Below are 26,724 nucleotides of genomic sequence, written 5' to 3'. Positions count from 1 at the left end.
CGGCACCCAGCTCGGCTTCCTGATGGCAGGCTTCGCCCCGGCAATCGTCGCGGCGATGGGCGGCATCAAGCCCGGGGGCTGGGTCCAGATCAGCATCTTCACCAGCNCGTCATCTGCGTCATCTCGGCCGTCTCGGCCCTGACCGCCAAGGAATCCTTCAAGATTCCCACCAAGGAGCTCGGCCTCAAGTAACCCGGCCGCAGCGTTCCGGCCCGGTGTCCCCGGGCCGCAGCACCGGAAGCCCGGCGTGTCCACAGGACACGTCGGGCTTTTCCATGTCCCACGGGGGGCAGGGCAAGGAGCAACTGGGCGGCAGCGCCGGAGTCGCGACGGCCGGTGCGTAAAGTCGGGGTCAGCCCCTGCCCGTCCCCAGCACTGCGGCCAGATGGTAGCTGACCGGCTCCTCGAGCTGTTCGTAGGTGCAGGAACGCGGATCCCGGTCCGGGCGCCAGCGGACAAACTGCGCGGTGTGGCGGAACCGCTCGCCTTCCATGTGGTCGTATTTCACTTCCAGCACACGGTCCGGCCGGAGCGGGGTGAAGGAGAGGTCCTTGCCTCCGCTCCACCGGCTGCCCTCGGCATTGCGCGGGGTGCGGTTCCCTTCCTCCTGCCGGGCCCAGTGCCAGGGGTGCTCCTCGAAGCTGGTTACAAGCGGCTGGAGCTCCTCGAAAAGTTCCTTGCGGCGCTGCATCGGGAAGGCCCCGACCACGCCCACGTTCGCGAGTCCGCCGGCGTCGTCATAGAGCCCCAGCAACAGCGAACCGATCCGGTCCGGCCCGGAGGTGTGCACCCGATACCCGGCCAGTACGCAGTCTGCGGTGCGTGCGTGCTTGACCTTGAACATGGAGCGCTTGTCCGGCAGGTACGGCCCCTCCAGCGGCTTGGCTACGATCCCGTCGAGCCCGGCCCCCTCGAACTGGTGGAACCATTCCTCGGCCGTTCCCTTGTCCTGCGTCGCGGCGGTGAGGTGGATCGGAGCCGCACTCCCGGCGAGTACGCGTTCCAACGCCGCGCGCCGCTCGGCGAAGGGACGCGCGGTGAGGTCCTCGTCGTCGAGCGCCAGCAGATCGAACGCGACAAAACTCGCGGGCGTCTGTTCGGCCAGCAGCCGGACCCGGCTCGCCGCTGGAAGGATCCGCTGTTGCAGGGAATCGAAGTCGAGCCGGTCGCCGGAGGCGCCGACCATGATGATCTCGCCGTCGAGCACGCAGCGCGGCGGGAGGTTTGCCTTCAACGCCTCGACCAGTTCCGGGAAGTAGCGGGTCAGGGGCTTGCCGTTGCGGCTGCCGATCTCCACGTCTCCGCCGTCGCGGAAGATGATGGCCCGGAACCCGTCCCACTTCGGCTCGAACATCAGCGCGCCGTCGGGCAGGGACGTCACGGCTTTCGCCAGCATGGGCGCGATCGGGGGCATCAGCGGCAGTAGCATAGGCCTATTGTGGCCGCGCACCGCGCCGCCCGCCAGAGGCAGGCCGGGCAGGGACCGGCCGGGCAGGCTTTCCTCGACAACCGGCCGGGCCGACGGTAGACATTAACGATGGCTATCCTCGGTTTCCACGCATCGCACGAACAGATCAGTCCCGGCCAGCTCCTCAAGGACGTTCAGCTGGCGGAGCAGGCAGGCTTCGACGCCGCCATGTGCTCGGACCACATCGAGCCCTGGTCCGCGCGGCAGGGGCATTCCGGTTTCGCCTGGTCCTGGCTCGGGGCCGCGCTGGCAACCACCAAACTGCGCCTCGGCGTGGTGACGGCGCCGGGCCAGCGGTACCACCCCGCCATCATCGCGCACGCGTCGGCCACCCTGGCGGACATGTTCCCCGGCCGGTTCTGGCTGGCGCCGGGCAGCGGCGAGTACATGAACGAGCACGTCACCGGGGACGCCTGGCCGGACAAGGCGACGCGGCAGCAGCGCCTTGAGGAAGCCGTGCAGATCATCCGCGACCTCCACGACGGCAAGGAAGTGACCCGGAACGGCCTGGTCACCGTCCAGCAGGCCAGGATCTGGGACGTGCCGGAGATCAAGCCGCCGCTGATCGCGCCTGCTGTCAGTGTGGAAACAGCGCGCCGGGGGGCAGCCTGGGCGGACGGGCTGGTCACGGTCAACCAGCCGCACGCGAAGCTGAAGGACATGCTCGCCGCCTACCGCGATGCCGGCGGCCGGGGCAAGGCCGTGCTGCAGGTGCACCTGTCCTGGGCGCCGACGGAGCACGAAGCCGTTGCGGTTGCCCTGGACCAGTGGCGCAGCAACGTGTTCGCCCCGCCGATCCCCTGGGATCTCCCGACGGCGGCCCACTTCGACGGCGTCAGCGCCGACGTCGGTGAGGAACAGGTCCGGACCGTCGTGAACATCTCCGCGGACCCCGGGCAGCACGCGCAGTGGCTGGCCGAATATGTCGAACTCGGCTTCGACGAGCTGTACCTGCACTTCGTTGGGCAGGAGCAGGCACCGTTCATCCATACTTTCGCGGAGCAGGTCCTCCCGCAGCTTCGTGGGTCCGGGAACCCGCGGCAGGACCGGGAGGTGCTGCTGTGAGGATCGCCGAGACCTCGGACCTTTGGTGGAAGAACGCCGTTATCTACTGCCTGGATCCGGAGACGTTCTTCGACGGCGACGGCGACGGCACCGGTGATTTCGGCGGCCTGATCCAGCGCGTGGACTATCTCGCGGCCCTGGGAGTGACGTGCATCTGGCTGATGCCCTTCTACCCCACTCCGGACAAGGACGACGGCTACGACGTGACGGACCTGTACGGCGTGGACCGGCGGCTGGGCAACCTGGGCGACGTCGTCGAGTTCATCCGGACCGCGAAGGACCGGGGAATGCGGGTGATCGCGGACTTCGTCCTCAACCACACCTCGGACAAGCACCCCTGGTTCGTGGAGTCCCGCAAGTCGGTGGACAACCCGTTCCGCGATTACTACGTGTGGCGCAAGGACACCCCGCCGGATACCTCCGAGCAGGTGGTGTTCCCCGGTGAGGAGACGTCCATCTGGACCCAGGACAAGGCCACCGGTGAGTGGTACCTGCACATGTTCGCCAAGCACCAACCGGACCTGAACGTGGCCAATCCCAAGGTCCGGGACGAGATCGCCAAGTCCATGGGGTTCTGGCTGCAGCTGGGACTGGACGGCTTCCGGCTGGACGCGGTCCCGTTCTTCCTGGAGCTGCAGGGCACGTCCAAGGAAGGCTCGGCGCAGGTCGATCCGCACGACTACCTCAGCGCGCTCCGCAGCTTCCTCAACCGCCGCAACGGCAGTGGCGTGCTTCTGGGCGAAGTCAACGTGCCCTACAAGGACCAGGTGAAGTACTTCGGCGGCGCGGCAGGAAACGAGCTGAACATGCAGTTCGACTTCCTGTCCATGCAAAACCTGTACTTGGCCCTCGCCCGGGAGGACGCCCGGCCGTTGGCCAAGTCGCTCAGCTCCCGCCCGAAGATCCACCCGGACAACCAGTGGGCCATGTTCGTCCGCAACCACGACGAGCTGACCCTGGACAAACTCAGCGACGCCGAACGCGAGGAGGTCTTTGCCGCGTTCGGACCGGACGAGGACATGCAGATGTACGGCCGCGGCCTGCGCCGCCGGCTGCCCACCATGCTCAACGGCGACCCCGCCCGGATCCGCATGGTCTACTCGCTGATGTTCGCGCTGCCCGGAACCCCGGTGTTGTTCTACGGCGAGGAGATCGGCATGGGCGAGGACCTGACGGCGAAGGGCCGCTCGGCCGTGCGGTCCCCCATGCAATGGAATGACACCGAAAACGGCGGATTCTCGACTGCGCCAGCAAAGGATCTGGTGGCACAGGTGGTGGAGGGCTACTTCGCGCCGAAGAACATCAACGCCGCCGCCGCGAAGAGGGATCCCGACTCACTGTGGAACTTCATGGCCACGCTGATCCAGCGCTACCGGGAAAGCCCCGAACTGGGGTGGGGCGACTTCGAACTCATCAAGCAACCCGCTGAGAAGGTGCTTCTGCACCGATGCACCTGGGCCGGCTCGACCGTCGTCCTGGCCCACAATTTCGGGGCGGAGCCAGCCTCCGTGGCCGCGAACCTGACCTCCGCCGGGGACCCGGAGCCGGGTTTCGAGGGCGCCTATCTGCGGGATCTGCTGGACGGGGAGGACGTCGAGCTGGCGCACGACGGCGGTTTCGAGCTGGAACTGGACCGTTACGGCTACCGGTGGTTCCGGATCCAGCGCCCGGGGGAACGCTATATCCCATGAGGTACCGCCAGCCGGGCCGACGACGCCGGTAACTCCCCCGGCGTCGAACGCTTACCCACGTCTTACCGGGCCGAAACGCGGCGGCAACATTGGCGCAGGACACTGAAGGTGCCGGCAAGAGCAGGCACCACTCTCCAGTCCAGGAGGCCCCGCCATGTTGAAGGAAGCCAAAGCCCATGTAACCCGCATCCGTGCCCTGGATCAGCTGCACCGCGGAGACGAGATCGAGGCGCGCCTCAGGGTCGGCCCGAATTACGACGACGTCGTGATCCGCCGCGGCAGCGTCCAGGAAACCGCACCCGGAATCGGCGTGGTCTGGATCATGGACCGGCAGTCCGGAACCCGGAAGGCCATCAACACGGACGAGTGCAGTCTCTGGCGGGTCGCCTGAGACGGCTAGCCCCCCGCGACGGACTGGATGATCAGGACCTCCTGGCCCGGGGAAACCTCGGTGGCCAGGCCCTGCAGGCGGCGAATCTCATTCCCGTTGACGTATATATTCACGTAGCGTCGGATCGCCCCGGTCTCATCCCGCAACCGCCTCGACAGCGCCGGGTACTCCCCGGTCACCACGTCCAGCACACCCTCCACGGTCACCGCGGTGTCTGCGGGCGCAGTCAGGAAGGACTGCCCGCCGGCCAGCGGCTGGAGCACACTGGGCAGCACCACACTGATGCCGGCCACGGTTCTCAGGCGCTCACGGCGGCGCCGGACCCCGCGGAACCGGAGAGGACGGCCGGGGCGACGGCCGTGGCCCGGACGCACAGCACGTCCGGCAGGTGCGATGCCACCTCGGCGAAGTGTTCCCCCTCGTCGGCGCTGGCATAGACGCTGCCGCCGCGCGTGCCGAAGTACACGCCGGCCGGTTCCGCCGCGTCGACGCAGGCGGCATCACGGAGCACGGAGTTGAAGTCCGCTGCCGGGAGTCCGTCGTCAAGCCGCTTCCAGCTCGCACCCGCGTCGTCGGTCCGGTGGACCGCCAGTTTGCCCTCCGGCGGGATCCTCTCGCCGTCGGCCTTCAGCGGGATTACCCAGGCGGTGCCGGCCCGGTGGGGATGCGTGAGCATCACGAAGCCGAAGTCCGCCGGCAGTCCTTCCGCGATCGACTCCCAGCTCTCGGCGTCGTCGTCGCTGCGATAGACGCCGTGGTGGTTCTGCGCATAAAGGCGGCCGTCGACGGCGGCATCGGCCGCGATCTTGTGCACGCACTGGCCAAATTCCGGGTTGGGGTCGGGCATGAAATAGGCCGAGATGCCCTTGTTGCGCGGCTCCCACGAGCTGCCGCCGTCGAGCGAGCGGTAGACGCCGCCGGTGCTCATCGCGACGTGCACCTTCTCGCCGGTGTGGTCGACGACGATTGAGTGTGCCGCGGCGCCGCCGTAGCCTGCTCCCCAGTCAGCGCGGTGCGGGTGGTCCCAGAGGCCGCGGTTGAGCTCGAAGTGTTCGCCGCCGTCGGTGGATTTCCAGACTGAAATCGGCTCGCAGCCGGCCCAGACGACCCCGGGGCGGGATTCGGCGTCGGGGTGGATCTGCCAGACGCGTTCCAAGGCAGCGTCCGTGCCTTCGGGGAAGCGGATGGCGCCTTCCTCGGGCTCGTTCCACGTTTCGCCCAGGTCGTCGGAGTGGAACACGGTGGGTCCCCAGTGTTCCGAACGCACGCCGACCAGAATGCGGGTCCGGCCGTCTCGCGTATCGATGCCGATGCTCGGGACTTCACTCATCAGGAAGTGCGGGCCGGAAAGGGACCAGTCTTTGCGGTCCGGGCTCGTCGCGAGCCAGAGACCTTTCTTGGTGCCGATTGCCAGGACATAACTCTCTGCGGTAGCCATGCCCCTTATGGAACCACCACCGAAAGATGCCCGCAATGGTTTTTCCGCTCGGGTTTGTCCCCGCCCGGGCTGCCCCTCGGAGCTGCCTGTCTTTATTGTGTTCGGGACGGGGCGTGTCAGTCGACGAATTCGGACTGCGTCTCGATGAAGTCCCAGTCGGCGTCGGTGAGCACCCCGGAAACGTCATCGGGGTGGGGACCACCGGCTTCGGCAATGCCTTGCAGCACGGCAAGCGGCAGCTCGGTGGCCCGCAGGTTCCCCCGCAGCCACTCCTTGCTCGCCAGATCCAGATCCAGCCACCACATGAAGATTTCCATGGCGGTCACCCTTTCCTGAGGTCTTCCACGTTAGGCCCCGCACCGGAGGTGTTCAAGTGCCGCATGGCTCTGGCGGCTTACAGGGCCGAGAGCACGTCCGCTGTCCGCTCCAGTGCGCCGGGGACCAGCGAGTAATAGGCCCAGGTGCCCCGCTTTTCGCGGTGCAGCAGACCGGCGTCAACGAGGATTTTGAGGTGATGGGACACCGTGGGCTGGCCGAGGTCCAGCGGCTCGGTAAGGTCGCAGACGCAGGCTTCGCCGCCGTCGGACGCCTTCACGATGGACAACAGCCGCAGACGGTTCGGATCGGCAAGGGCCTTGAAGAGCAGGGCCTTGCCCTGCGCCTCTTCCGCGCCGAGCACCGGCATCCCGGAGACGGTGCAGCAGGCTTCCGCCGACGTGGACTCAACAATCTGCTGTGTTGTCATGCTTCCATTATGCACTCATATTGACAGGCGTCGATATAGAGGGACATACTCACCATATCGATCATTATCAATCTTTCCGGATAGAGGTCACCATGGTTGAAACCACCAATCTTCCCGTTGCCGTCATCGGAGCGGGCCCGGTCGGCCTCGCCGCGGCCGCCCACCTCCTGGAGCGCGGTCTTGAGCCGCTGATTTTTGAGGTCGGCCCAACCGCGGGCGCCGCCATCGAGCAGTGGCGCCACATCCGGCTGTTCTCCCCGTGGCAGTTCAACACTGACGCCGCGGCCGTTCGCCTGCTCGCCGGGACCGGCTGGGAGGCGCCGGAGGCCACGGAGCTGCCGTTCGGCGGCGAACTCATCGACCAGTACCTCACGCCCCTGGCTGCACTTCCCGCGATCTCGCCCCGACTGCACACCGGCGCCCGCGTCGTGGCCGTGACGCGACAGGGCATGGACAAAACCCACAGCCGCAACCGCAACAGCGCAGCCTTTGTGGTCCGGGTCGAACACACCGACGGCGAAGTCCGCGACTACCGGGCCGCCGGCGTCATCGACGCGTCCGGCACCTGGTCCACCCGCAACCCGCTGGGAACCTCCGGCCTGCCCGCCCTTGGCGAAGCCGCCGCAGCTGACAGGATTTCCTCACCACTGCCGGATGTCCTGGACCGTGACCGTGACCGCTTCGAGGGCCGCACCGTGCTCGTGGTTGGCGCCGGCCACTCCGCCGCCAACACCCTGATCAACCTCTCCCAACTCGCGAGCCAGTCACCGGAGACCAGGATCCTCTGGGCTATCCGCGGCACCTCCGCCGCCAAGGTCTACGGCGGCGGCGACGACGACGGCCTCGCCGCCCGCGGCCAGCTCGGCAGCCGGCTCCGTCACCTCGTCGAGTCCGGCGCAGTGGAACTGCACACCGGCTTCGGGATCGCCGCCCTCGCAGCGTCCGGCGGCGCCGTCACTGTGACCTCCACGGACAGCCGCACCCTCGAGGCCGACGTCGTGGTTCCAGCCACCGGCTTCCGCCCCGATCTGGACATCCTCCGGGAACTCCGGCTGGAACTGGACCCGGGCGTCGAAGCCCCGCGTGAGCTCGGCCCGCTAATCGACCCGGAATTTCACTCCTGCGGCACCGTGGAGCCGCACGGCGCCAAAATGCTGGCCCACCCGGAACAGGACTTCTACATCGTCGGCATGAAGTCCTACGGGCGGGCACCGACCTTCCTGCTCGCCACCGGCTACGAGCAGGTCCGTTCCGTCGCCGCGGCCCTGGCCGGAGACCAGGAAGCTGCCGACACCGTCCAGCTCGAACTTCCCGAAACCGGCGTCTGCTCCTCCGACATCGGCACCAGCTGCGACGTCCCCGCCTCGGTACCGGCAGGGTTTGTCTCCGAAACCCCGGGCGCCTGCTGCGGAGCGCCCGAGCCCGTCCTCGTCGGGTTCCCGACCGGGCTGGCCCACGGCCGCTCCGGCGAGAACTGACCTGCCCCTTGCATTCGTCCACTAATCACACTGGAGTAATGCCATGACCGACCACCCTGATCACAGCCTGGGGCTGCAGGACAATACCGAACTGCTGCACCGGATCAGTGCACGCCTGGCTGAGAAATTCGCGGGCGTCTTCGCGCGCGAGACCGTCGAGCGCTACGTCTTCGAGTCCTACACCGCCTTGGCCCGGACCGCAAAGATCAGCACGTACCTGCCGGCCACCACCGAGCACTTCGCCAACGACCGGCTCGCCGCCCTGGCGAAGTCAAAGAATGCCGTGGTCAGCGAAGTTCCCGAGGTGCTTTTTGTCTGCGTCCAGAACGCCGGCCGCTCCCAGATGGCTGCGGCCCTGCTCAACGTGGAGGCCAAAGGCAGGATCCGTGTGCGCTCGGCGGGCTCGATGCCGGCGTCGGCACTGGACCCTGCCGTGGTGACCGCCATGGAGGAAATGGGGCTGGACCTGTCCCGGGAGTACCCCAAGCCGCTGACCGACGACGTCGTCCGCGCCTCCGACGTCGTGATCACTATGGGCTGCGGCGACTCCTGCCCCATCTACCCGGGCAAACGCTACGAGGACTGGGACCTCACGGATCCTTTCGGGCAGCCGGTAGAGACCGTCCGGGCGATCCGCGACCAGATTCACGACCGGGTCAGGGGCCTCGTTTCGTCCCTGCTGGAAACGCGTGGCCGCGGCACGGGCGCGCCGGACTCTTCCCGCAGCAGCTCCCACGGCAGCGCTGCGGACTGAGCCCATGGCCGCTCCCGAGATGCCACCGCAGCCTGCCGCTGCCGGCGCTCCCCGGGGCGGCCTGGTCTCGCTGTGCATCACCCAGACGACGGGATGGGGCCTGCTCTACTACTCCCTTCCCGCCGCTGTGCGGCCGATCAGCGAGGACACCGGCTGGGACCCTGCCCTGGTGACGGCGTCCTTCTCCGCCGGGCTGCTGGTGTCAGCCCTCGCCGGCATCCACGTGGGCCGGGTGCTCGACCGCACCGGGCCGCGGACCCTGATGGTCTGTGGCTCACTGGTTGGCGTCCTGGCGCTGGTGCTGGTCAGCCTGGCCCCGAACCTGCCGCTGTTTGCGGCCGCATGGCTGCTGGCAGGAACCGCCCAGGCCGCCATCCTCTACCAGCCGGCGTTCACCGTGATCAGCCGCTGGTACGGCCGCGACAGGGTCCGTCCGCTCACCACGCTGACGCTCCTGGCAGGCTTTGCCTCCACGATTTTCGTCCCGCTTACCGCAGGCCTCACCGCCGCCGTCGGCTGGCGCAGCACCTTCCTGGTCCTCGCCGCGCTGCTGGGGCTGGTGACGGTCCCGCTGCACGCACGCTTCCTCAACCGCACCTGGCCGGCCGCGGCGCACCCCGCCCGGTCCGCCGGGGATCGCCTACGGGTTCGGACCATCGCCCGGAGCCCGGAGTTTCTGGGCCTGCAGGCGCTCATGGTGCTGCTGTGCCTAGGGCTTTACACGGTGACGCTGAACATCATTCCGCTGCTGATGGAAAAAGGGGCCAGCTACGCCGCCGCTGCGCTGGGCCTCGGCCTGGTGGGGGCGGGGCAGGTCGGCGGGCGGCTCCTGTTCGCCGGGATTCCTGCCCGTGCCCGTGTGGCCACCATCGCCGGGGCTGCCGCCGCAGCGGTCCTCTCACTCGCCGTCCTCCCGGGGCCGCCGGGGTTGCTGATCGCGGCGGGAGTGTTCGCCGGGGCGGTCCGCGGCTGCCAGACGCTGCTGCAGGCCACGATCGTGGCCGAGCGGTGGGGCATGTCCAATCTGGGCGCCCTGCAGGGGCGCTTTGCCGTCCCGCTGACCGCGGTGACGGCGCTGGCGCCCGCTGCCGGCCCGGCGCTGGCCGGCTGGCTGGGCAGCTACACCGGGATGACATACGCCATGGCCGGCGCCGCCGGCCTTGCCGCCCTGGCTGCCGGAGCGTTGCTCACCGTCGGAGCGGCACCCCGCAAGGGGCCACCCGGCACGGACCGGACGGATTCCGCACCGCTGGCCCGCGGAAAGTCCGGGGAGTAAGTCCCTGTTCCCGGCGCAGGGCGGGAGACACAATTGAGTATGTCCGCTGAACGCACGAGTGGTCCGCCGCCCCTCGTGGTCGGCGTGCTCCCGGGGCAGAGCCCCGAAGTGCTGCAGACTGCCGCCTCACTTGCCTCGAAACTCGCCGCGCCGCTGATCTGCGCCCATGTCGATGAGGCGAGCTATCTCGTGGAGTGGGATCCGGCGCGGTCCGCGCACCGGCTCTCCCTGCATCCGGACACTGACAACGCTGAAATCCGGGCCGTGACCCAGGAGTTGCGGAACAACATCGGCTCAGCCTGCGACGCCCTTGGCATCCATTGGACCCTGCGGACGCTGGCCGGAGACCCGGCCCGGGCGCTGGGCAGACTGGCAGCCGAGGTCGGGGCCGCGATGATCATCGTGGGCACACCGGAGCCGGGGCTGGGTCACCGGATTTCCGCAGCCCTCAACGGATCGGTGGCCGCATGGCTTAGCCACCATCAGGACCATCCGATCCTCATCGTTCCGGTCCGGGCCGCCGTCCACCACCGAACAAGAAACAGCTCCTGACATGTTGTCCGATTGTGGGCCGGCGTGACCGTACCGCTGGACCGGGAAGCCGTCATTGCCGCGTACCGGCGCAACTGCGCAGGGCTCGAAGCGACCCTGGCAGCCGCCTCGCCCGAAACGCTCCGCCGCCGCAGTGCGGGCACCCGCTGGACCAACGAGGAGCTGCTGTACCACATGGTGTTCGGCTATGTTGTGGTGCTGGCCCTGCTTCCGTTGGTGCGGATCTTCGGACGGCTGCCTGTTCCCGTTAACCACGGTTTCGCGTGGCTGCTGAACGCCGGGACCGCCCCGTTCGACGCCGTCAACTACTGGGGCTCCAAGGGAGGCGCGCGAATTTTCAACCGCCGACGAATGGCCGCCAAGCTGCGCCGGGTGACCTCGGCACTGGAACGGCGGCTGCGGCGGGAGACGGAACCTGGCCTGGCCCGCCGGATGTACTTCCCGACGCGCTGGGACCCCTTCTTCAAAGAGGCCATGACCCTGGCCGACGTCTACGCGTACCCCGTGGCGCATTTCGATTTCCACGCGGCCCAGTTGTCATTGGACGCGGCTCCGGGGGAGCAACAGTGATCCCGGAAATAAAATGAATGTTGTTATTCGGGGTGCTGGCTTTCTCCACCTGCGGCCACGTAAGCTTGAATCCGTAGGCGGGAAAACGACCGCCGACCCAAAGACAGCTCCGGAGTGCGTATCCCCCAATAACGCACTCCGGAGCTCTTTTGTGTCCGGAACGTTCTGCCCTGTGACCGGCAAAGGGATACCCCCGCAGGGTACTTGCGCTATACCCCTTGGGGGTATATGTTTGGTTCATGAACGAGCCCGAAACCCCCGCCGTGGAACCAGCGGACGCCCAGCAGCATCAACAGCATGGTTACTCCTCCAATAAGGACGCCTATCTGCTGCGGCTGAAACGAATCGAGGGTCAGGTGCGCGGCATCGCCCGGATGGTCGATGAGGACAAGTACTGCATCGACATCCTCACGCAGGTCGCCGCCGTCACCAAAGCCCTGCACGCCGTCAGCCTCGGACTGGTGGAGGAGCACATCGGCCACTGCGTCGTCGGCGCCGCCTCCGAACCGGACGCGGCGCTGCGGGCCGAGGCCATCGACTTCAAGGTCAAAGAGGCCACCGATGCCATCGGCCGCCTGCTGCGGTAGCGGCGACACCACCCACCACCCAACGGGGCTGGCGAACCACCAGCAGCCCACCCACAAGGAGCAAGCCATGAGCACCGTTTCCACCACCGTCAACGTTTCCGGCATGACCTGCGGCCACTGCGTATCCTCCGTCAGCGAAGAGCTTGAGTCACTGGCCGGCGTCGAGACAATCGACGTGGACCTCAACTCCGGCGGCATTTCCACCGTCACCATCACCTCCACCGGGGCCCTGACAGCCTCCGAAATCGGCGAGGCCGTTGCCGAGGCGGGATACCTGGTCGTGTCCAACGAATCCTGAGCACCACCGGCCCGGCACACCACGCAGCGCACACCAGGAGGACAGGGAACATCGTGAGTAGAGAGCAACTGCTGGACCAGCCCGGAAGCCGGGTGATCGAGCTCGACATCGAGGGGATGACCTGCGCCTCCTGCGTCGGCCGGGTCGAACGCAAGCTCGGCAAGCTCGACGGCGTCACCGCCACCGTCAACCTGCCCCTGGAATCAGCCCAAGTCACAGTCCCCGCTGCCGTCACCGACGCCCAGATCACCGCCACCGTAGCGGCAGCAGGCTACAAGGCCACCGTCCGCACTCCCCAATACCCAGCCACGACGATCGAATCCGGCGCCGTTGGTGCGCGGGATGAAACCGCCGGTGAGCTGCCCACGCGCGCCGACGGTGCCGGCATGCGGCAGCATGCGTCTAAGCGAGGCACGAGCGAGCATGCCGAGCATGGCGGACCGGCGGCGCGCGGAGGCGACCACGCTGCGACCCACCCGGCGGCCAAGCTCCGCCCGCGCCTGATCGTAGCGGCCATCTTCACCATCCCGGTGTTCCTGATTTCCATGTTCCCGGCCTTCCAGTTCGCCAACTGGGGCTGGGTCGCAGGAGCCCTGGCCCTGCCGGTGGTCACCTGGGCCGCCTGGCCGTTCCACCGGGCCGCCGCCATCAACGCCCGGCACCTCGCCTCCACCATGGATACGCTCGTCTCCATCGGCGTGACCGCGGCCTACGTCTTCTCGGCCTGGCAACTCCTCGTGGACCCGCAAATGACCGACCACCCGCAGGGTATGGAGGGGATGGGCACCGGCGGGCTCTACTTCGAGGTCGCCGCGGTCGTCACCACCTTCCTGCTCCTGGGCCGGTACCTGGAGGCCAATGCCAAACAGAAGGCCGGAGACGCCCTCAAGGCGCTGCTGAACCTGGGCGCCAAGGATGCCACTGTCCTCCGCGACGGCCAGGAGCAGCAGATCCCGGCCGATCAGCTGGGGGCGGGCGACCTCATTGTGGTCCGCCCCGGCGAGAAGATTGCGACCGACGGCGTCGTCGTCGAGGGGTCCTCCGCGGTCGACGCCTCGCTGGTAACAGGCGAGTCAGTGCCGGTGGAAGTCGGCCCCGACAGTCCGGTCACGGGCGCCACCATCAACACTTCCGGCCGGCTGCTGGTCCGCGCCACGCGCGTCGGCGCCGAAACCACACTGGCCCAGATGGGCCGGTTGGTTTCCCAGGCCCAAACCGGCAAGGCACCGATCGCGCGCCTCGCGGACCGGATCAGCTCGGTGTTCGTGCCGGTGGTCCTGGCCATCGCCACGGTCACCTTCATCGCCTGGCTACTGGCAGCCACGCCCGACATCAGCGACGCCGAACTGCGCGCCGCGTTCACGGCCGCCGTCGCCGTGCTGGTCATCGCCTGCCCGTGCGCCCTGGGCCTGGCCACCCCTGTGGGGCTGCTCACCGGGACCGGCCGAGGGGCGCAGCTGGGCATCCTGATCAAAGGGCCGCAGGTCCTTGAGGACACCCGGACCGTTGACACCATCCTGCTGGACAAGACCGGCACCGTGACCAGCGGGCATCTGGCCGTCGACGGCACCGAGGTGTTCGGAACCTTCAGCCCGGCTGAGGTTCTCCGCCTGGCCGGCGCGGTCGAGGCCGCATCAGAACACCCGATTGCCCGCGCGGTCGCCGCTGCCGCACTCTCGGCGGAGCGCCGCGACAACGACGCCGGCGTCCTTCCCGCCGTCGCCAGCTTCCGCTCCGCGCCCGGCGGCGGGGTCCAGGGCACCGTCGGGGGCCGGCTCGTGACGGCCGGCCGCACGGGCTGGCTGCAGGAGAACGGCATCGCCCCCACCGCGGCGCAACTGGAGGCCCTGGCCAATGCCGAGGGCTCCGGTGCCACCGCGGTCTGGCTTGCCGTGGACGGGGAGCCGGCCGGAATCATCAGCCTGCGTGACACGCTCAAGCCGGGCTCCGCCGCCGCGATCCAGCGGCTCCGGGGGCTCGGGCTCCGGCCGATCCTCCTGACCGGGGACAACGCCGCCGTCGCCGCACAGGTGGCAGCCGCCGTCGGCATCGCTCCGGAGGACGTGTACGCCGGAGTGCTGCCGGAGGGCAAGGTCGAGGCCGTGCGGAAACTGCAGGCCGGCGGCGCCACCGTGGCCATGGCCGGCGACGGCGTGAACGACGCTGCGGCACTGGCCCAGGCGGACCTCGGCATCGCCATGGGCTCCGGGACTGACGTCGCCATCGAGGCCGCGGACCTGACGGTCATGGGCAACGAACTCGGGCAGGTCGTCCAGGCCATTGAGCTGTCCCGCCGGACCCTGGCCACCATCAAGACCAACCTCTTCTGGGCCTTCTTCTACAACGCCGTCGGGATCCCGGTGGCGGCCCTGGGCCTGCTCAACCCGATGATCGCCGGCGCCGCGATGGCCGCCAGCTCCGTGCTGGTCGTGGCGAACTCGCTGCGGCTGCGCAGCTTCGGCAAGTAGGCCGCCGCTGGCCGGGCGCCGCCCGTCTATCCGCCCGTCAGGCCGCGCCGAAGCGGACGGCAGCCCTGGCCTTCGCCTTGGCCTCTTCCTCCCCGCGGTCCTTTGCCGGGGCGTGGGTCACCAGGGAGTCGAGCAGGTGCTGGGTGGCGTGGGCAATCTCGTGCACCGCCCGGTTGAAGGCCTCCTCGTTGGCCTTGGACGGCTTGGTGCTGCCACTGATCTTGCGCACGTATTGCAGCGCAGCGGCTTCCACCTCGGCGGTGGTAGCGTGCGGTTCGAAATTGTGGAGGGTCCGGATATTTCGGCACATACCTCCATGCTAGGTGCCAAGGCGCTTGGGATCGAGGGCATGGGGAGGGCTGCCCATCGACACTTTTTCGGCAGGCAGGATAGTTTGGGGGCATTGGATCTTCCGGAGCAGCCGGGATCCGCCGGGGGGCGCCTACAGGGCCCGGGTCCGGTTCTACCACTGAGGAGATTTTTCGAATGGCTATTTGGGGTGCAGACATTGCTCAGCTCAAGACTCTTGGGACTAAGCTGCAGGCAGGTTCGTCGGAGATCGACAAGCAGAAATCGATGCTGACCAAGGTGCTTGAGGGCACCGACTGGAAGGGTCCGGACGCCGACAAGTTCCGCAGCGAATGGAACGGCCAGCACGTTGCCGCCCTGGCGAAGGTCTCCCAGGCTCTGCAGGAGGCCGGCAAGCAGGCCAGCCGCAACGCCACGGAGCAGGAAAGCGCTTCCCGCTAGGCAGAAGCCCACAGAATCCAACCGGCCCGGACGCTACAGCGTCCGGGCCGGTTTTGTCGGACCCTACCTACGGCACGGGTTCGACGTCGTTCGCGTGGTCGAGCGCCGCCGGGCCGGCCCCGGCGGGGGTCCGCAACTCGTCCAGCCGTACCAGCACGACGCCGCCAACAATCAGCAGCCCGCCCATGAGTTGGATGGGGCCCGGCAGTTCACCCAGCAGCAACCACGCCCAGACGACGGCGAACAGGACCTCGGTCAGCGAGACAAAGGACGCCACTTTGGAGCCGAGTGCCCGCGCCGCCACAATGCCGGATACGTAGGCGAGCACGGTGGCCAGCACGACGAGTCCACCCAGGGCCACCCACCAGGGGGTAACCCAGGGGCCCAGCCGGGTGTCGGCCGTGCTGAACGCCATCGGCAGCAGGCCGGTTGCCGCGGCGAGCCACATAATGACGGCGCCGACCATGAGTCCCCCGGAGGCGAGGACGATCGGTGGGAGTGTGTCGTTTTCCTTGGCCGTGATGAAGAAGTAGATGGCCAGGCAAACCGCGGCCGCGATCCCCCACAGCACGCCGATGAGGTCGATCTTGACAGCCCCGGTGAGGTCCAGGACCAGGACCAGCCCGCCCAGGGACAGCAGAGTTCCGGCAATCGTCAAAGGCCGCGGGCGTTTGCGGCTGGCGGCCCAGAGCCACAGCACGATAATCACGGGTGCCAGGTATTCCAGCAGCAGGGCGACCCCTACCGACAGGCGCGCCACCGCGTTGAAATAGAACAGCTGGCAGGCGGCGACCCCGATGAGGCCGAAGAGCAACACCGTGAGCCAGTTGTCCCTGAGCTGGTGCCAGCGCCCACGCAGCGCCGGAATGGCGGGAACGGCCAGGATGACGGCCGCCCCGGTGAGGCGCGCGGTGACGGCTGCCCCGGGGGTCCAGCCGGTCTCCAGCAGCGCCTTGGCAAAGGAACCGGAGAGACCAAACACGGCCGAGGAAAACAAGGCAACCCCCAGGCCCGACGCCATGAAAGCTGATGCCGCGCCGGGCTTGCCGGCCCCGGGCGTCCCGGGGGCGCGCCGTCCGGCGTCGATCGTGGCCGGAGCTTCGGCGGTGCGGCGTGCGGCAGACACGGGCTGCCTCCTGTCAGGAGTAAAGTAGGGTTATGCTCATGACAGTACGCCACGCCGACGTAAGGAGTCAAGATGCTTTTTGCCCCTGACACAGAAGTGGCCCTGCGGTCTGTGGTCAACCTGATCAACTCGGCGGCCAACGGGGATGAGCACCTGTCCACGGCCGAAGATCTGGATCGGTTTCTGGAAGCCGAGGGATTCACCGGTTCGCGGACCCGGGACGCGGCGGAACTTGCCAGCGTGCACCGCCTCCGCGGCGAGCTCGCCGCCCTTTGGCTCGCGGACGAATCCACCGCCGTGGACACCGTGAACCGGCTGCTGCGGGAGGCGCACGCGCTCCCCCGGCTCGTGAAGCACGATGAATGGGACTGGCACCTGCACGCCACCACCCCGGAGGCTCCGCTGGCGGATCGGATGAGCACAGAGGCCGCCATGGCCCTGGTCGATGTCATCCGCGGCAAGGAAATGGACCGCATGCTGGTGTGCGCCGCCGAGGACTGCGACGCCGTCGTGCTGGACCTCAGCAGGAACCGTTCCAAGCGCTACTGCGACACCGGCAACTGCGCGAACCGGGCGCACGTGGCGGCTTATCGCGCCCGGAAGGCGGCGTCCTGAGCCGGTCGTACGGCGCGCGGTCCTAGCGGACGTCGTCGCCGGAACTGTGGGGCCCGGCGTCCGGGGCGCCGGCATCCGACCCGGGTTGCGCCGGGTGGCCGCCGTGCCCGGAGTTCCGGGAACTCAGGTTGACGCCGGACCCCTTGCCGAGCTGCTCGTCGTTGGGCTTGTGGCCCATCGAAAGCATGGCGAGCACCACCAGAATCACAATGAAGGCGATGCCGGCGGCAGTGAAGGCCAGGTCAAAGCGCGGGGTCTTGGCGCTGCCGCCGGAGGCGAAAATGAGCGTGGCAACGAAGGCCAGCACAGCCCAGAACGCGGAGAACATAAGCGGTCCCTTGACCGAGGTGCGCAGCTTGCGCGGTTCTCCAGATTTCTGCTGTGCCAAGGTGCTTTCCTCCTGCAGCCGACGCCGCCAGGCGTGGCAGTTGTGATGCCGCAATCGTTCTACGCAAGGTAGAACCTGTCGGTACTAGTTTACGGCCTCCGCGGAATCAGCCCGTGCATCGTGCCGCAAGGTCAGCCCGGCCAGCATCCAGAGCACCCCGCTGATGATGGCACCGCCGCCGGCGACGCCGAGCAGTGCGTGTGGTCCAAGGTCAATGAAGAACGGGAGCAGGCATGCGGTGCCCACCCCAACCACACCGGAGGCGATCCAGTCTCGGGCCAGCACGGACCGGCCGCGGTTGGTGATACCGAGGTGGAGCTCTGCGGCGCCGGCCAGGCCAAGTCCCAGGGCGGCCAGGATACCGAAGACCAGGTCGCCGGACATGAGCCCGACTGTGGCGCCGGTTCCGGTCAGAACGGCGCCGGCGGCTGACAGGGCCTTGCTGGACGCGGACCCGGCGCGGAGCCCGGTCTTGTTCACGCTCCAGAGCAGCACCACACCCGTGGCCAGCAGATAGAGCCCGCCAGCCCAGCCCATTCCCTCCGTGGATGGCACAGCCCAGAACACGGTCACGGCACCGAATGCCAGCGCGAGGGCGGCCCGGACCAGCACGGGTTTCCAGAGATCCGCCGCGGCGGGCAGGGCGGTGGAGGCGTCAGGGTCTGCGGGGAGAGTCACCCGACCAGTTTAGTGCCAAGCCGCACCCTCACCCGCGCGGGACGGGACGCGGCGGGGCCGGGGCGAGGACGCGGCGGGAAAGCCGGGCGGCTCAGTGTGAGCCGAGCACCATCCACCGGTCCGTCCGCGCGCGGAGGCCGAGCGTCACAGCTCTGGCGGCCATGTAGCCCACCGAGAACGCCGCCCACAGCCAGAGCAGGCCCGCACCGCCGTCGGCCCCGGACTGCCGGACCGCCAGCAGCAGCGGCAGATACACGGCGAGATTCACGACGCCGGCCAGCGCCAGGTACTTCGCATCCCCCGCGCCGATCAGCACGCCGTCGAGGACAAAAACATAGCCGGCGAGCGGCTGCCCGGCAGCGAGTACCCACAGCGCCAGCGTGAGCGCGGCCCGGACGTCCGCGTCGGACGTGAAGAGCAGCCCCGCCCACGGTGCCGCGGCCGCCAGCAGGACCCCGGCCAGTACCCCGAACCCGAGGCCCCAGCGGACCATGGTTCCAGTGAGCTCGCGCGCCGCAGCCGGGCGGGAGGCGCCGAGTTCCTTGCCGATCAGGGCCTGCGCGGCGATGGCGAGGGCGTCGAGGGCGAACGCCAGGAAGGTAAAGATGGTCATCGCGAGCTGGTGGGCGGCCAGGTTGACCTCCCCCTGGGCCGTGACCACCACCACCGTGGCGAGGATCGCGATGCGCAGGCTGAGAGTCCGCAGCATCAGCCACGAGCCCACTCTGGTCAGGGCCCGGATGCCGCGCCAGTCGGGCAGGAGGGACACGCCGTGGTTGCGGGCATTGCGCTGGACCATGACCACGTAGACCAGGGCCATGGCCCATTGGGCGATGCTTGTGCCAATTGCCGAGCCGGTAACGGACCACTGCAGCCCGTAGACCAGGAAGAGGTTGAGCACAACGTTCAGCGTGAAACCGGCGGCCGCGACGAACAGCGGCGTGCGGGTGTCCTGCAGGCCACGCAGCACGCCGGTGCCGGCGAAAATGAGCAGCATGGCGACTAGCCCGGGCATCGACCAGCGCAGGTAGTCCACGGCGAAGGCCCGCACTTCACCGCGGGCGCCCATCAGGTCCAGGAGCGGTTCGGCGGCGAGGAACCCGGCGGCGGCCAGGACGAGTCCAAGCAGCAGGGCGAGCCAGACACCGTCCCGCCCGGCGGCCAGGGCCCTGGTCAGCTGCCCGTTGCCAATCGCCCGCGCCACGGCCGGAGTGGTGGAGTAGGCAAGGAACACCATGAGCCCCACCACGGTATGCAGCACCGCGGACGCCAGTCCGACGCCGGCGAGCTGCGCCACTCCGAGGTGACCAACGATTGCCGCATCCGCGAGGAGGAACAGCGGTTCGGCGATCAGCGCCCCGAACGCCGGGACTGCCAGGCGCGGAATTTCCCGCCGGCGGCCCGCCGCGGACGGGACGGCTGCGGGAGGCGGGGCGGAGGCTGGCACGGAACCACCCTAGCGGCACGGCCAGCGTCGTACAGCTTCGCATTAGTTGACATTTCAACTATATGCAGGAAAACTATAAGTTGAAACTTCAACTAAATCCTCGGCGGACTGCCCCGCTGGGGTCCCTACCTCAGAACGGCATCCCCATGAACCAGCCCACACTCACCACCACGGCCCGCACCATCCTGCGCATCGTCACCGGATTCCTCTTCGCCGCCCACGGCTGGCAGAAATTCAACGAGTTCACCATCGCAGGGACGCAGGCCGCTTTTGCTCAGATGGGCGTCCCGGCGGCCAACCTCGTAGCGCCGGTCGTCGCCACGCTGGAACTTGTCGGCGGCATCGCACTGATCCTGGGTGTGCTCACCCGCGTATTCGCCGCCCTGCTCGCGGTCAATATGCTTGGCGCCCTGTTCCTGGTCCATGCCCCGGCAGGAATCTTTGCTGCCACCGGCGGCTACGAGCTGGTACTCATCCTGGCCGCCGCCGCCCTGGCCGTGGCCCTTGTCGGCGCCGGCAAGGTCTCCGTGGACAAGGCCCTCTTCGGCCGCACCGGCTCCAGGCTCAACGTCCTGGCCTAAGGAATTTCCAGCGCCAGGCGGTGCGTGCCGGCGGGCGGTCACCAACAGGCGGCCGCCCGCCGTCTTATCTTGTGTGGCGTCCCGGACCGCGTTTGTGTCCCCGCCCGCGACGCTTCCGCGGCCCGTCAGTAAACTCACTTCCATGAGTGAGACTGCTGCCAATGCCGTAACCCTGCGCTTCCTCGCCGCGCCCACCGACGTCGGCCACAGCGGTTCGGTCGACGCCGGCACCGTGCTCGAGTGGGTGGACAAGGCGGCCTATGCCGCGGCGGTCGGCTGGTCCAAGTCCTACTGCGTGACGGCCTACGTGGGGAACATCCACTTCGCGGACCCGGTCAACAGCGGGGACATGGTTGAGGTCACGGCCACGATCGTCTATACGGGCCGGTCCTCCATGCATATCCGCACCGTGGTGTCCTCGGGCGATCCGAAGGGTGGCCCGGCCACGATGCGCAGCCAGTGCATGGTGATCTTTGTGGCTGTCGGCGCTGATGGCAAGCCCATCCCGGTGGCGCAGTTTGAGCCTAGGACGCCGGAAGAAATCGAACAGCGCGACCATGCGCTGGCGCGGATCAAGGTCCGCGAGGACATCGTCCAGGCGATGAGCGGACAGGAATATACCGACGCCGGAACGGCCGAGAACGTTGTCCTCCGCTTCGTGGCTGCCCCCACGGATGTGAACTGGGGCGGCAAAGTGCACGGCGGCATAGTCATGAAATGGATCGACGAAGCAGCCTACGTCTGCGCCTCGCGGTACTGCGGGATGGATACGGTGGCCGTCTTCTCCGGTGGCGTGCGGTTCTACCGCCCGCTGCTCATCGGCCACGTGGTGGAGGTGGAGGCCCGACTCGTCTACACCGGAACCAAGGGCATGCACATTGCGGTGCATGTCCGGTCGGGAAATCCCAAAGGACGCGAGCTGGAGCTCACGACGTACTGCCTGACCGTGATGGTGGCACGGGACGAGCACGGCACATCCGTCCCGATCCCGCAGTGGGTGCCGGTGTCCGAGGAGGACAAGCGGCTGCACGCCCACGCCCGCGAACTGTTGGAGATCCGTGGCCGGGCACCGGGGAACCGGCTGCCCAACCACCTGCTCCGGGCCGGCGGCGAGTAGCCGTTAGAAGCCGCCGCCCCCGGCGTCGGCCGCCATGTTGGCGAACCGCGAGTAGTGGCCCTGGAAGGCGACCACGATGTCCTTGGTGGGCCCGTTACGGTGCTTGGCAATGAGGATGTCCGCCTCGCCGGCACGCGGCGATTCCTTGTCATAGACGTCTTCACGGTGCAGCAGGATGACCATGTCGGCATCCTGCTCAATGGAACCCGATTCACGCAGGTCCGAGACCATCGGCCGCTTGTCCTGGCGCTGCTCGGAGCCACGGTTCAGCTGCGACAGGGCAATAACGGGGACCTGGAGCTCCTTGGCCAGCAGCTTCAGCGCACGGGAGAACTCGGAGACCTCCTGCTGGCGGGACTCCACTTTCTTACCGGAGCTCATCAGCTGGAGGTAGTCAAGGATGACGAGTTTGAGATCATGCTGCTGCTTCAGGCGCCGGCACTTGGCCCGGATTTCCATCAGCGACATGTTGGGGCTGTCGTCGATGAAGAGCGGGGCGTCATTCATCCGGCCCATCGTGGTGGCGATCTTGGACCACTGCTCGTCCTTGATGGTGCCCTTGCGCAGGTCCTGAAGGCCGATCGTGGCCTCCGCGGACAGCAGACGCATCGCGATCTCGTTCCGGCCCATTTCCAGGGAGAACATCACGGTGGCGAGGTTGTTCTTGATGGCCGCGGAGCGGGCGAAGTCCAGAGCGAAGGTGGACTTGCCGACGGCGGGGCGGGCAGCGATGACGATCATCTGGCCGGGGTGCAGGCCGTGCGTGAGCTCATCGAGTTCGTAGAAGCCGGTGGGAACGCCCGTCATTCCCTCCTCGCGGTGACCGGACGCTTCGATCTCGTCCACGGTGGACTCCATCACGTCCTTGAGGACAACGTAGTCCTCTGCGGTGCGGCGCTCTGCCACGGCGTAGATCTCCGCCTGCGCCTGGTTCACCAGGTCTTCGACCTCGCCGTCCTGGCCGTAGCCGAGCTGGACGATCTTGGTGCCGGCGTTGACCAGGCGGCGCAGGACCGCGCGTTCGCCCACGATTTCGGCGTAGTACCCGGCATTGGCGGCGGTGGGAACGGTCTGGATGAGCTCGTGGAGGTAGGCGGGGCCGCCGATCCGGTTGATCTCGCCCCGTTTGGTCAGTTCATCCGAGACGGTGACGGCGTCGGCAGGTTCGCCGCGGCCGTAGAGGTCGATGATGGCCTCGTAAATCGTCTCGTGCGCAGGGCGGTAGAAGTCCACGCCGCGCAGGATTTCGACGACGTCGGCGATGGCGTCCTTGGACAGCATCATGCCGCCCAGCACGGATTGCTCGGCGGGAATGTCCTGGGGCGGCTTGCGGCTGCCTTCGGCTCCCCGAGTCCCCTCGACTGAGTCCAGATGCGTAACTGACAAAACTGCCGTCCTCCATTGTGTGCCTCGGCGGATGTCCGTACGCCGGCGACGCGTGTGCCATGGGCCTTGGTGCCCGCTGGCGCCAACCCCGGCGCAAGCCTGACGGGTTAAGTTCTATCAGCGGGCCCCGACACTTTGGCTGCCTCCCGGAACTGCCGATTTTCCACAGCCCGGTCCAGGCCCAGGGGCCGGGATTGAGAAGGAAGCCTGCATCGGATTCGGTATCCACGGCTCGATATCCAGCAACGTTATCCCCCGCCGGAGCAGGCACCAACCCGACCGGCCGCCCCACCTGTGGATAACCTGTGCACTACTGCCTCCTGCTTGTGCACAGCCTGTGGGAACAGCTGTGGATAGAAATTTTCTTCTACCAGCAATCAGCCTCTGACGTGGGGAAACGCCAGAATCACCGTGTGGACACAAAAGAATTTTCGGTCAACATTCATCCACAGCTTGCGGGTAGCGGCTGGGGATAGCCAGCGGCAGAAGAGGGCACACAACGCCGGAAATATGCACATTTGGTGATGGTCATCACGAGATAGCCCGGCATTGACGCCACGGCGACGCACGGTATGCCTACTGCGGAATGTGCTGTGGATAACTGCGATCTGACATAAGCTCTTCCCATGGGCGATGTACTGCTAGTCATACTGCCTGCCCTCATCCTGGCGGCAGTGCTTTGGGCCTTTGCCACGGCCCTCAGGCCCCGCGATACCGGGGTGTCTGACGCGGAGCGCTACCAGCAGGAACTGGCCGTCCGCTCCCAGGCCCACTATGCGGCCCAGATCCAAGCCGCCACCGCCGCCCGGGCCCGCGTGGACGCCGTCACCCGCCCCAGCCAGAATGAACAGCAGCAGTCACAGCAGGCCGATCATGCGCGCAGCGCGTTGCGTGCCCAGACGGGATTGGCACCCGCCGCCGGGCAGCCGGGCTACCAGGGGCATGTGCTGCCCGGCGGCCAGCTGAACCCACAGTTCGCCCTGCAACTCCAGTCGATGGCAAGGAGCGGCAAGAAGCTGCAGGCCATCAAGTTGCTGCGGCAGGCGACCCATTCAGATCTTTTGACCGCCAAGAAATATGTAGATCGGCTGTAGTTTCATGGAATCCCTGCTTATCCCCCTGCTAATTCTGGTGCTCGTTGTAGCCGGTGTCCTGCTGGGCGCCCGCGCCCTCGGCCGCCGCGGCACGCGGTCACGGCCGGAAGCTGCCCCACCGGCGGGACGGGATCCGGTTGAACTCGCACGTGCCGCCGCCGCCAAACTCAGCCAGGAGCAGCACCGCCGGCTTTACGCGTTGATCGCCCAGGGCCAGGCCATGGCCGCCATCAAGCTGTACTTCGAGGCCACAGGAGACGGCCTGCGGGCCTCGCGCGATGCTGTGGGGGCCCTGGCTGCCCACCCGCAGCCCTTCCGGCCTGAGGCACCCGAGCAGGCGCCCAGCGAGGACGACGACGACGCCCCGCAGCGTTTTGCCTACCGGTACCGGGCGATTGCCAGCAAGGGCGATGTCACCCGCGAGGTCAGCAGCAACATGCTCAACGACGAGATCTACGGCAGGATCCGCACCATGGCCAGGAGCGGCGACACCGAGGCCGCCGCGGAGGCCCTCACCCGCCACTCGGACATCTCCATCAAGCAGGCGCGCGAATTCATCGCCCTCCTCGAGGACTGACTTTCCGGCCCTGGGAACTAGAAGTCGAACAGCTCGCCGAGCCAGCCTTCCTTCTTCTTGGGACGGCGGCGGTCGTCATACCGGGGCTGGTCATAGCGCGGCCGGTCACGGCGGTCGTCATAGCGGCGGTCATCCGGACGCCGGTCGTCCCGTCGCGGGTCGTCGCGGCGCGGGTCCATGTTGTAGAGCGGCGGCGGGATATGGCCGGGCGTCACCGGCGGCAGCGGCGGCGCCGAGACGGACGGCCCCATGGTCTCGGCGGCGCGGTCCAGGATCTTGTCCAGCTCCCCCCGGTCCAGCCATACGCCGCGGCACTGGGGGCAGTAGTCGATCTCGACGCCACCGCGTTCGCTCATGATCAGGTCAATTGAATCCACAGGACACTTCATGTCCCGCACAACGAGCCGGGACGCTGAATCGTTCGCTGGCGCAGCCGGAGATGTCAGGGCCGGCCTGAAATACCGGCGAGCAGCTGCTCGAACGGCAGCGATTCCACGGCCGCGGGCGTCCGGCGCGGCTGCGTCCCCTCCAGCAGTCCGACGAACTCCCCCGCCGCCCGGTCGATCCGCGTCGAGAGGGGTGACCCGCCGTCGTCGTTGCCCCAGTCCTGGGGGCCGGCAAAGACGGCAGTACTGGCGATCCGGGTGCGGAGGTAAGTGAACAGGGGCCGCATCGCGAAGTCCAGGACCATCTGGTGCCGATCCGTTCCGGCAGTGGCGCCGAGCAGGACTGCCTTGCCCTCGAGCGATTTTGGGTCAAGGACGTCGATGAACGACTTGAAAAGGCCGCTGTAGGAGGCGCTGAAGACCGGGCTGACGGCGATGATGCCGTCAGAGGCCTCGACTCCGGCAATCACCCCGGCCAGCTTCGGTGCGGCATAGCCGGTCACGAAGTTGTTGGCGATATCCACGGCGAGGTCGCGCAGCTCCAGCACCTGGATATCGACGGCGTAACCGGCCGCGGCAAGGTGCCGTTCCGCGGAGGCGGCCAGCTGGTCCGCCAGCAGGCGGCTCGACGACGGGACGCCGAGTCCGGCGGAGAGTACGGTGATACGGCGGGATTCCACGGGGATGCTCCTCAAGTTGTGTCACGGCCACAAACGCCTATACATGCGTTTGCATCTACCTAGAAAAGCGCGGATCTGTGCGGTTTATTCCCGCCCTCCGTTGCTCTGCCACTTTTGGGCCCTAAAAGGGCGGAATGACAACCACAACTGACAGCACAACGGCGCCGGGAGGCCTGAAGGTTTGGCGACCGGTCGGCGGCTCAGAGCAGAACGAACCCCTCGATACAGCTCACCGAACTCCCGCCGACCCAGATGTCGTCCCCCAGCGCGTCAACGTGGACCCGCCCGGACCGCCCCAGCACTGTTCCCTGCGCCGCAATATAGGACTCCGGGGCCCGGCCGCTGCGGATCAGCCACTGGGCCGCGCCGGCGTTGAAGCTGCCGGTGACGGGGTCTTCCGCCGCGGTGTCGCCCGAGATGAACGTGCGCACCTCAAACCCGACCTCCGATCCGGCGGGATGGGGGCCGATCACACCGACTTTGAGTCCCGCCATGGCCGCATAATCAGGCCTGACGGCGAGCACCTGCTCCGCCGACTCGAGCAGCACACCAATCCACTCCGGGCCGTTGACCAGCCAGGACGCGCCAGCAGCGCCTCCCGCGGCATTCTGAGGCCTGCGGCGATGCGGGCGAGGTCGTCCTCGGCCACCGGCCCCGAGCGGGTCAGCGGCGGGGCCGCGAACGCCAGCCGGCCGCCGTCGCGCTTGACCCTGACCAATCCGGCCCCGCACTCCTGGACCAGCATCCCGTCCTGCCGGGGAATGCCGCCGGCTTCAAGCCAGGCATGCGCCGAGCCGAGGGTGGGGTGCCCGGCGAAGGGAAACTCTTCGCTGCCGGTGAAGATCCGCACCCGGTAGTCCGCCCCGGGATCGCCGGGAGGCAGCAGGAAGGTGGTCTCCGAGAGGTTGGTCCAGTTGGCGAACCGCTGCATCACGTCCTTTGAGAGTCCGCCGGCGTCGACGACAACAGCCAGCGGGTTGCCCCGGTATGGCTCGGCCGAGAAGACATCCACCTGGCGAAGGGACGGAGGCGGGGCGCGGGTGCAGTAGTCGAGGTCACCGCCGCAGGCTATCACCGGCAACGGTGCGGCTGACAAGACTGCCGCGGTCTGCGAGACT

30 protein-coding genes and 2 pseudogenes are annotated in these 26,724 nt (G+C 67.8%); 18 read left to right on the top strand and 14 right to left on the bottom strand.

The genetic code is table 11. The annotated features are described in order from the left end of the window. Positions 1 to 192, top strand: a pseudogene (locus AC50YC_RS15230) (MFS transporter); the annotation flags it as partial. Between the two features lie 160 nt (positions 193 to 352). Here AC50YC_RS15230 and AC50YC_RS15225 read toward each other — a convergent pair. Beyond that, complete coding sequence (locus tag AC50YC_RS15225; protein WP_494952942.1) at positions 353 to 1,429, bottom strand: ATP-dependent DNA ligase; 1,077 nt, start codon at positions 1,427 to 1,429, stop codon at positions 353 to 355. A gap of 108 nt (positions 1,430 to 1,537) precedes the next feature. Between AC50YC_RS15225 and AC50YC_RS15220 the strand changes: the two genes are divergently transcribed. The 3 genes from AC50YC_RS15220 to AC50YC_RS15210 all read left to right on the top strand — a co-directional run bounded on the left by AC50YC_RS15220 (position 1,538) and on the right by AC50YC_RS15210 (position 4,615). Further along, on the top strand, positions 1,538 to 2,533 hold the full coding sequence (locus AC50YC_RS15220; protein ID WP_494952941.1) for a TIGR03885 family FMN-dependent LLM class oxidoreductase: 996 nt from the start codon (positions 1,538 to 1,540) through the stop codon (positions 2,531 to 2,533). Next, positions 2,530 to 4,224 carry an alpha-amylase family protein gene (locus AC50YC_RS15215; protein ID WP_494952940.1) on the top strand — a complete coding sequence of 565 codons (1,695 nt, stop codon included), beginning with the start codon at positions 2,530 to 2,532 and terminating at the stop codon, positions 4,222 to 4,224. The genes AC50YC_RS15220 and AC50YC_RS15215 overlap by 4 nt, the downstream gene beginning before the upstream one ends. A 154-nt stretch (positions 4,225 to 4,378) precedes the next feature. Further along, entirely contained in the window at positions 4,379 to 4,615 is a 237-nt protein-coding gene (locus AC50YC_RS15210) for a hypothetical protein (RefSeq protein ID WP_354171346.1), read from the top strand. A gap of 5 nt (positions 4,616 to 4,620) precedes the next feature. Here AC50YC_RS15210 and AC50YC_RS15205 read toward each other — a convergent pair whose 3' ends face one another. The 4 genes from AC50YC_RS15205 to AC50YC_RS15190 all read right to left on the bottom strand — a co-directional run bounded on the left by AC50YC_RS15205 (position 4,621) and on the right by AC50YC_RS15190 (position 6,798). Beyond that, a complete protein-coding gene (locus tag AC50YC_RS15205) occupies positions 4,621 to 4,908 on the bottom strand; it encodes a MoaD/ThiS family protein (protein WP_463900452.1) in 288 nt (95 codons plus the stop codon). A gap of 5 nt (positions 4,909 to 4,913) precedes the next feature. Then, positions 4,914 to 6,053 carry a WD40/YVTN/BNR-like repeat-containing protein gene (locus tag AC50YC_RS15200; protein WP_494952939.1) on the bottom strand — a complete coding sequence of 380 codons (1,140 nt, stop codon included), beginning with the start codon at positions 6,051 to 6,053 and terminating at the stop codon, positions 4,914 to 4,916. 116 nt (positions 6,054 to 6,169) lie between these two features. Further along, the gene (locus AC50YC_RS15195) at positions 6,170 to 6,370 is read right to left on the bottom strand and encodes a hypothetical protein (RefSeq protein ID WP_494952938.1); all 201 of its coding nucleotides are present in this window, start codon (positions 6,368 to 6,370) and stop codon (positions 6,170 to 6,172) included. A 77-nt stretch (positions 6,371 to 6,447) separates the two neighbouring features. Then, the gene (locus AC50YC_RS15190; RefSeq protein ID WP_494952937.1) at positions 6,448 to 6,798 is read right to left on the bottom strand and encodes an ArsR/SmtB family transcription factor; all 351 of its coding nucleotides are present in this window, start codon (positions 6,796 to 6,798) and stop codon (positions 6,448 to 6,450) included. Positions 6,799 to 6,890: 92 nt separating this feature from the next. Here AC50YC_RS15190 and AC50YC_RS15185 point away from each other — a divergent pair, with 92 nt between their 5' ends. The 8 genes from AC50YC_RS15185 to AC50YC_RS15150 all read left to right on the top strand — a co-directional run bounded on the left by AC50YC_RS15185 (position 6,891) and on the right by AC50YC_RS15150 (position 14,781). Continuing rightward, positions 6,891 to 8,276 carry an NAD(P)-binding domain-containing protein gene (locus tag AC50YC_RS15185; RefSeq protein WP_494952936.1) on the top strand — a complete coding sequence of 462 codons (1,386 nt, stop codon included), beginning with the start codon at positions 6,891 to 6,893 and terminating at the stop codon, positions 8,274 to 8,276. Between the two features lie 43 nt (positions 8,277 to 8,319). Next, positions 8,320 to 9,030, top strand: coding sequence for an arsenate-mycothiol transferase ArsC (locus AC50YC_RS15180; protein ID WP_494952935.1), 711 nt, complete (start codon positions 8,320 to 8,322; stop codon positions 9,028 to 9,030). A gap of 4 nt (positions 9,031 to 9,034) precedes the next feature. Then, positions 9,035 to 10,306: an MFS transporter gene (locus AC50YC_RS15175; RefSeq protein WP_494952934.1), complete on the top strand. Its 1,272-nt coding sequence runs from the start codon at positions 9,035 to 9,037 to the stop codon at positions 10,304 to 10,306. Between the two features lie 39 nt (positions 10,307 to 10,345). Next, entirely contained in the window at positions 10,346 to 10,858 is a 513-nt protein-coding gene (locus tag AC50YC_RS15170) for a universal stress protein (RefSeq protein WP_494952933.1), read from the top strand. A 24-nt stretch (positions 10,859 to 10,882) separates the two neighbouring features. Further along, a complete protein-coding gene (locus AC50YC_RS15165) occupies positions 10,883 to 11,428 on the top strand; it encodes a DinB family protein (RefSeq protein ID WP_494952932.1) in 546 nt (181 codons plus the stop codon). A gap of 239 nt (positions 11,429 to 11,667) precedes the next feature. Then, entirely contained in the window at positions 11,668 to 12,015 is a 348-nt protein-coding gene (locus AC50YC_RS15160; protein ID WP_494952931.1) for a metal-sensitive transcriptional regulator, read from the top strand. Between the two features lie 67 nt (positions 12,016 to 12,082). Further along, positions 12,083 to 12,313: a heavy-metal-associated domain-containing protein gene (locus AC50YC_RS15155; protein ID WP_494952930.1), complete on the top strand. Its 231-nt coding sequence runs from the start codon at positions 12,083 to 12,085 to the stop codon at positions 12,311 to 12,313. A gap of 116 nt (positions 12,314 to 12,429) precedes the next feature. Further along, positions 12,430 to 14,781 carry a heavy metal translocating P-type ATPase gene (locus AC50YC_RS15150; RefSeq protein WP_494953067.1) on the top strand — a complete coding sequence of 784 codons (2,352 nt, stop codon included), beginning with the start codon at positions 12,430 to 12,432 and terminating at the stop codon, positions 14,779 to 14,781. Between the two features lie 37 nt (positions 14,782 to 14,818). On the opposite strand, the gene AC50YC_RS15145 is transcribed toward AC50YC_RS15150, so the two are convergent. Next, positions 14,819 to 15,091, bottom strand: coding sequence for a DUF2277 domain-containing protein (locus AC50YC_RS15145; protein WP_494952929.1), 273 nt, complete (start codon positions 15,089 to 15,091; stop codon positions 14,819 to 14,821). A gap of 176 nt (positions 15,092 to 15,267) precedes the next feature. Between AC50YC_RS15145 and AC50YC_RS15140 the strand changes: the two genes are divergently transcribed. Beyond that, entirely contained in the window at positions 15,268 to 15,531 is a 264-nt protein-coding gene (locus AC50YC_RS15140) for a hypothetical protein (protein ID WP_226775617.1), read from the top strand. Between the two features lie 67 nt (positions 15,532 to 15,598). On the opposite strand, the gene AC50YC_RS15135 is transcribed toward AC50YC_RS15140, so the two are convergent. Further along, a complete protein-coding gene (locus AC50YC_RS15135; RefSeq protein WP_494953066.1) occupies positions 15,599 to 16,552 on the bottom strand; it encodes an EamA family transporter in 954 nt (317 codons plus the stop codon). Positions 16,553 to 16,729: 177 nt separating this feature from the next. Here AC50YC_RS15135 and AC50YC_RS15130 point away from each other — a divergent pair, with 177 nt between their 5' ends. Further along, a complete protein-coding gene (locus AC50YC_RS15130; protein WP_494952928.1) occupies positions 16,730 to 17,272 on the top strand; it encodes a CGNR zinc finger domain-containing protein in 543 nt (180 codons plus the stop codon). A gap of 22 nt (positions 17,273 to 17,294) precedes the next feature. On the opposite strand, the gene AC50YC_RS15125 is transcribed toward AC50YC_RS15130, so the two are convergent. The 3 genes from AC50YC_RS15125 to AC50YC_RS15115 form a co-directional block, all read right to left on the bottom strand. Then, positions 17,295 to 17,660, bottom strand: coding sequence for a hypothetical protein (locus tag AC50YC_RS15125; protein ID WP_494952927.1), 366 nt, complete (start codon positions 17,658 to 17,660; stop codon positions 17,295 to 17,297). An 84-nt stretch (positions 17,661 to 17,744) separates the two neighbouring features. Further along, complete coding sequence (locus AC50YC_RS15120) at positions 17,745 to 18,338, bottom strand: hypothetical protein (protein ID WP_494952926.1); 594 nt, start codon at positions 18,336 to 18,338, stop codon at positions 17,745 to 17,747. A 91-nt stretch (positions 18,339 to 18,429) separates the two neighbouring features. Continuing rightward, on the bottom strand, positions 18,430 to 19,785 hold the full coding sequence (locus AC50YC_RS15115; protein ID WP_494952925.1) for an MATE family efflux transporter: 1,356 nt from the start codon (positions 19,783 to 19,785) through the stop codon (positions 18,430 to 18,432). Positions 19,786 to 19,931: 146 nt separating this feature from the next. Between AC50YC_RS15115 and AC50YC_RS15110 the strand changes: the two genes are divergently transcribed. Next, positions 19,932 to 20,366, top strand: coding sequence for a DoxX family protein (locus AC50YC_RS15110; protein WP_494952924.1), 435 nt, complete (start codon positions 19,932 to 19,934; stop codon positions 20,364 to 20,366). A 142-nt stretch (positions 20,367 to 20,508) separates the two neighbouring features. After that, on the top strand, positions 20,509 to 21,483 hold the full coding sequence (locus tag AC50YC_RS15105; protein WP_494952923.1) for an acyl-CoA thioesterase: 975 nt from the start codon (positions 20,509 to 20,511) through the stop codon (positions 21,481 to 21,483). Positions 21,484 to 21,486: 3 nt separating this feature from the next. Here AC50YC_RS15105 and dnaB read toward each other — a convergent pair whose 3' ends face one another. Continuing rightward, positions 21,487 to 22,869, bottom strand: coding sequence for a replicative DNA helicase (dnaB, locus tag AC50YC_RS15100; RefSeq protein ID WP_024367946.1), 1,383 nt, complete (start codon positions 22,867 to 22,869; stop codon positions 21,487 to 21,489). Positions 22,870 to 23,495: 626 nt separating this feature from the next. On the opposite strand from dnaB, the gene AC50YC_RS15095 reads away from it, so the two are divergent. Next, entirely contained in the window at positions 23,496 to 23,963 is a 468-nt protein-coding gene (locus tag AC50YC_RS15095) for a hypothetical protein (protein WP_494952922.1), read from the top strand. 4 nt (positions 23,964 to 23,967) lie between these two features. After that, positions 23,968 to 24,540 (top strand): hypothetical protein, encoded by a 573-nt coding sequence (locus AC50YC_RS15090; protein ID WP_494952921.1) that lies wholly within the window; start codon positions 23,968 to 23,970, stop codon positions 24,538 to 24,540. Positions 24,541 to 24,557: 17 nt separating this feature from the next. Here AC50YC_RS15090 and AC50YC_RS15085 read toward each other — a convergent pair whose 3' ends face one another. From AC50YC_RS15085 to AC50YC_RS15075, 3 genes and pseudogenes are all read right to left on the bottom strand, one after another. After that, positions 24,558 to 24,917, bottom strand: a complete 360-nt coding sequence (locus AC50YC_RS15085; protein ID WP_494952920.1) for a TFIIB-type zinc ribbon-containing protein — start codon at positions 24,915 to 24,917, stop codon at positions 24,558 to 24,560. 65 nt (positions 24,918 to 24,982) lie between these two features. Then, positions 24,983 to 25,606: an FMN reductase gene (locus tag AC50YC_RS15080; RefSeq protein WP_494952919.1), complete on the bottom strand. Its 624-nt coding sequence runs from the start codon at positions 25,604 to 25,606 to the stop codon at positions 24,983 to 24,985. Positions 25,607 to 25,806: 200 nt separating this feature from the next. Then, positions 25,807 to 26,665: pseudogene (locus AC50YC_RS15075) on the bottom strand (PhzF family phenazine biosynthesis protein). Between the last annotated feature and the right edge of the window lie 59 nt (positions 26,666 to 26,724).

The organism is Pseudarthrobacter sp. MDT1-56, from assembly GCF_059383555.1.
This window is presented reverse-complemented; position numbering and strand designations above follow the sequence as displayed.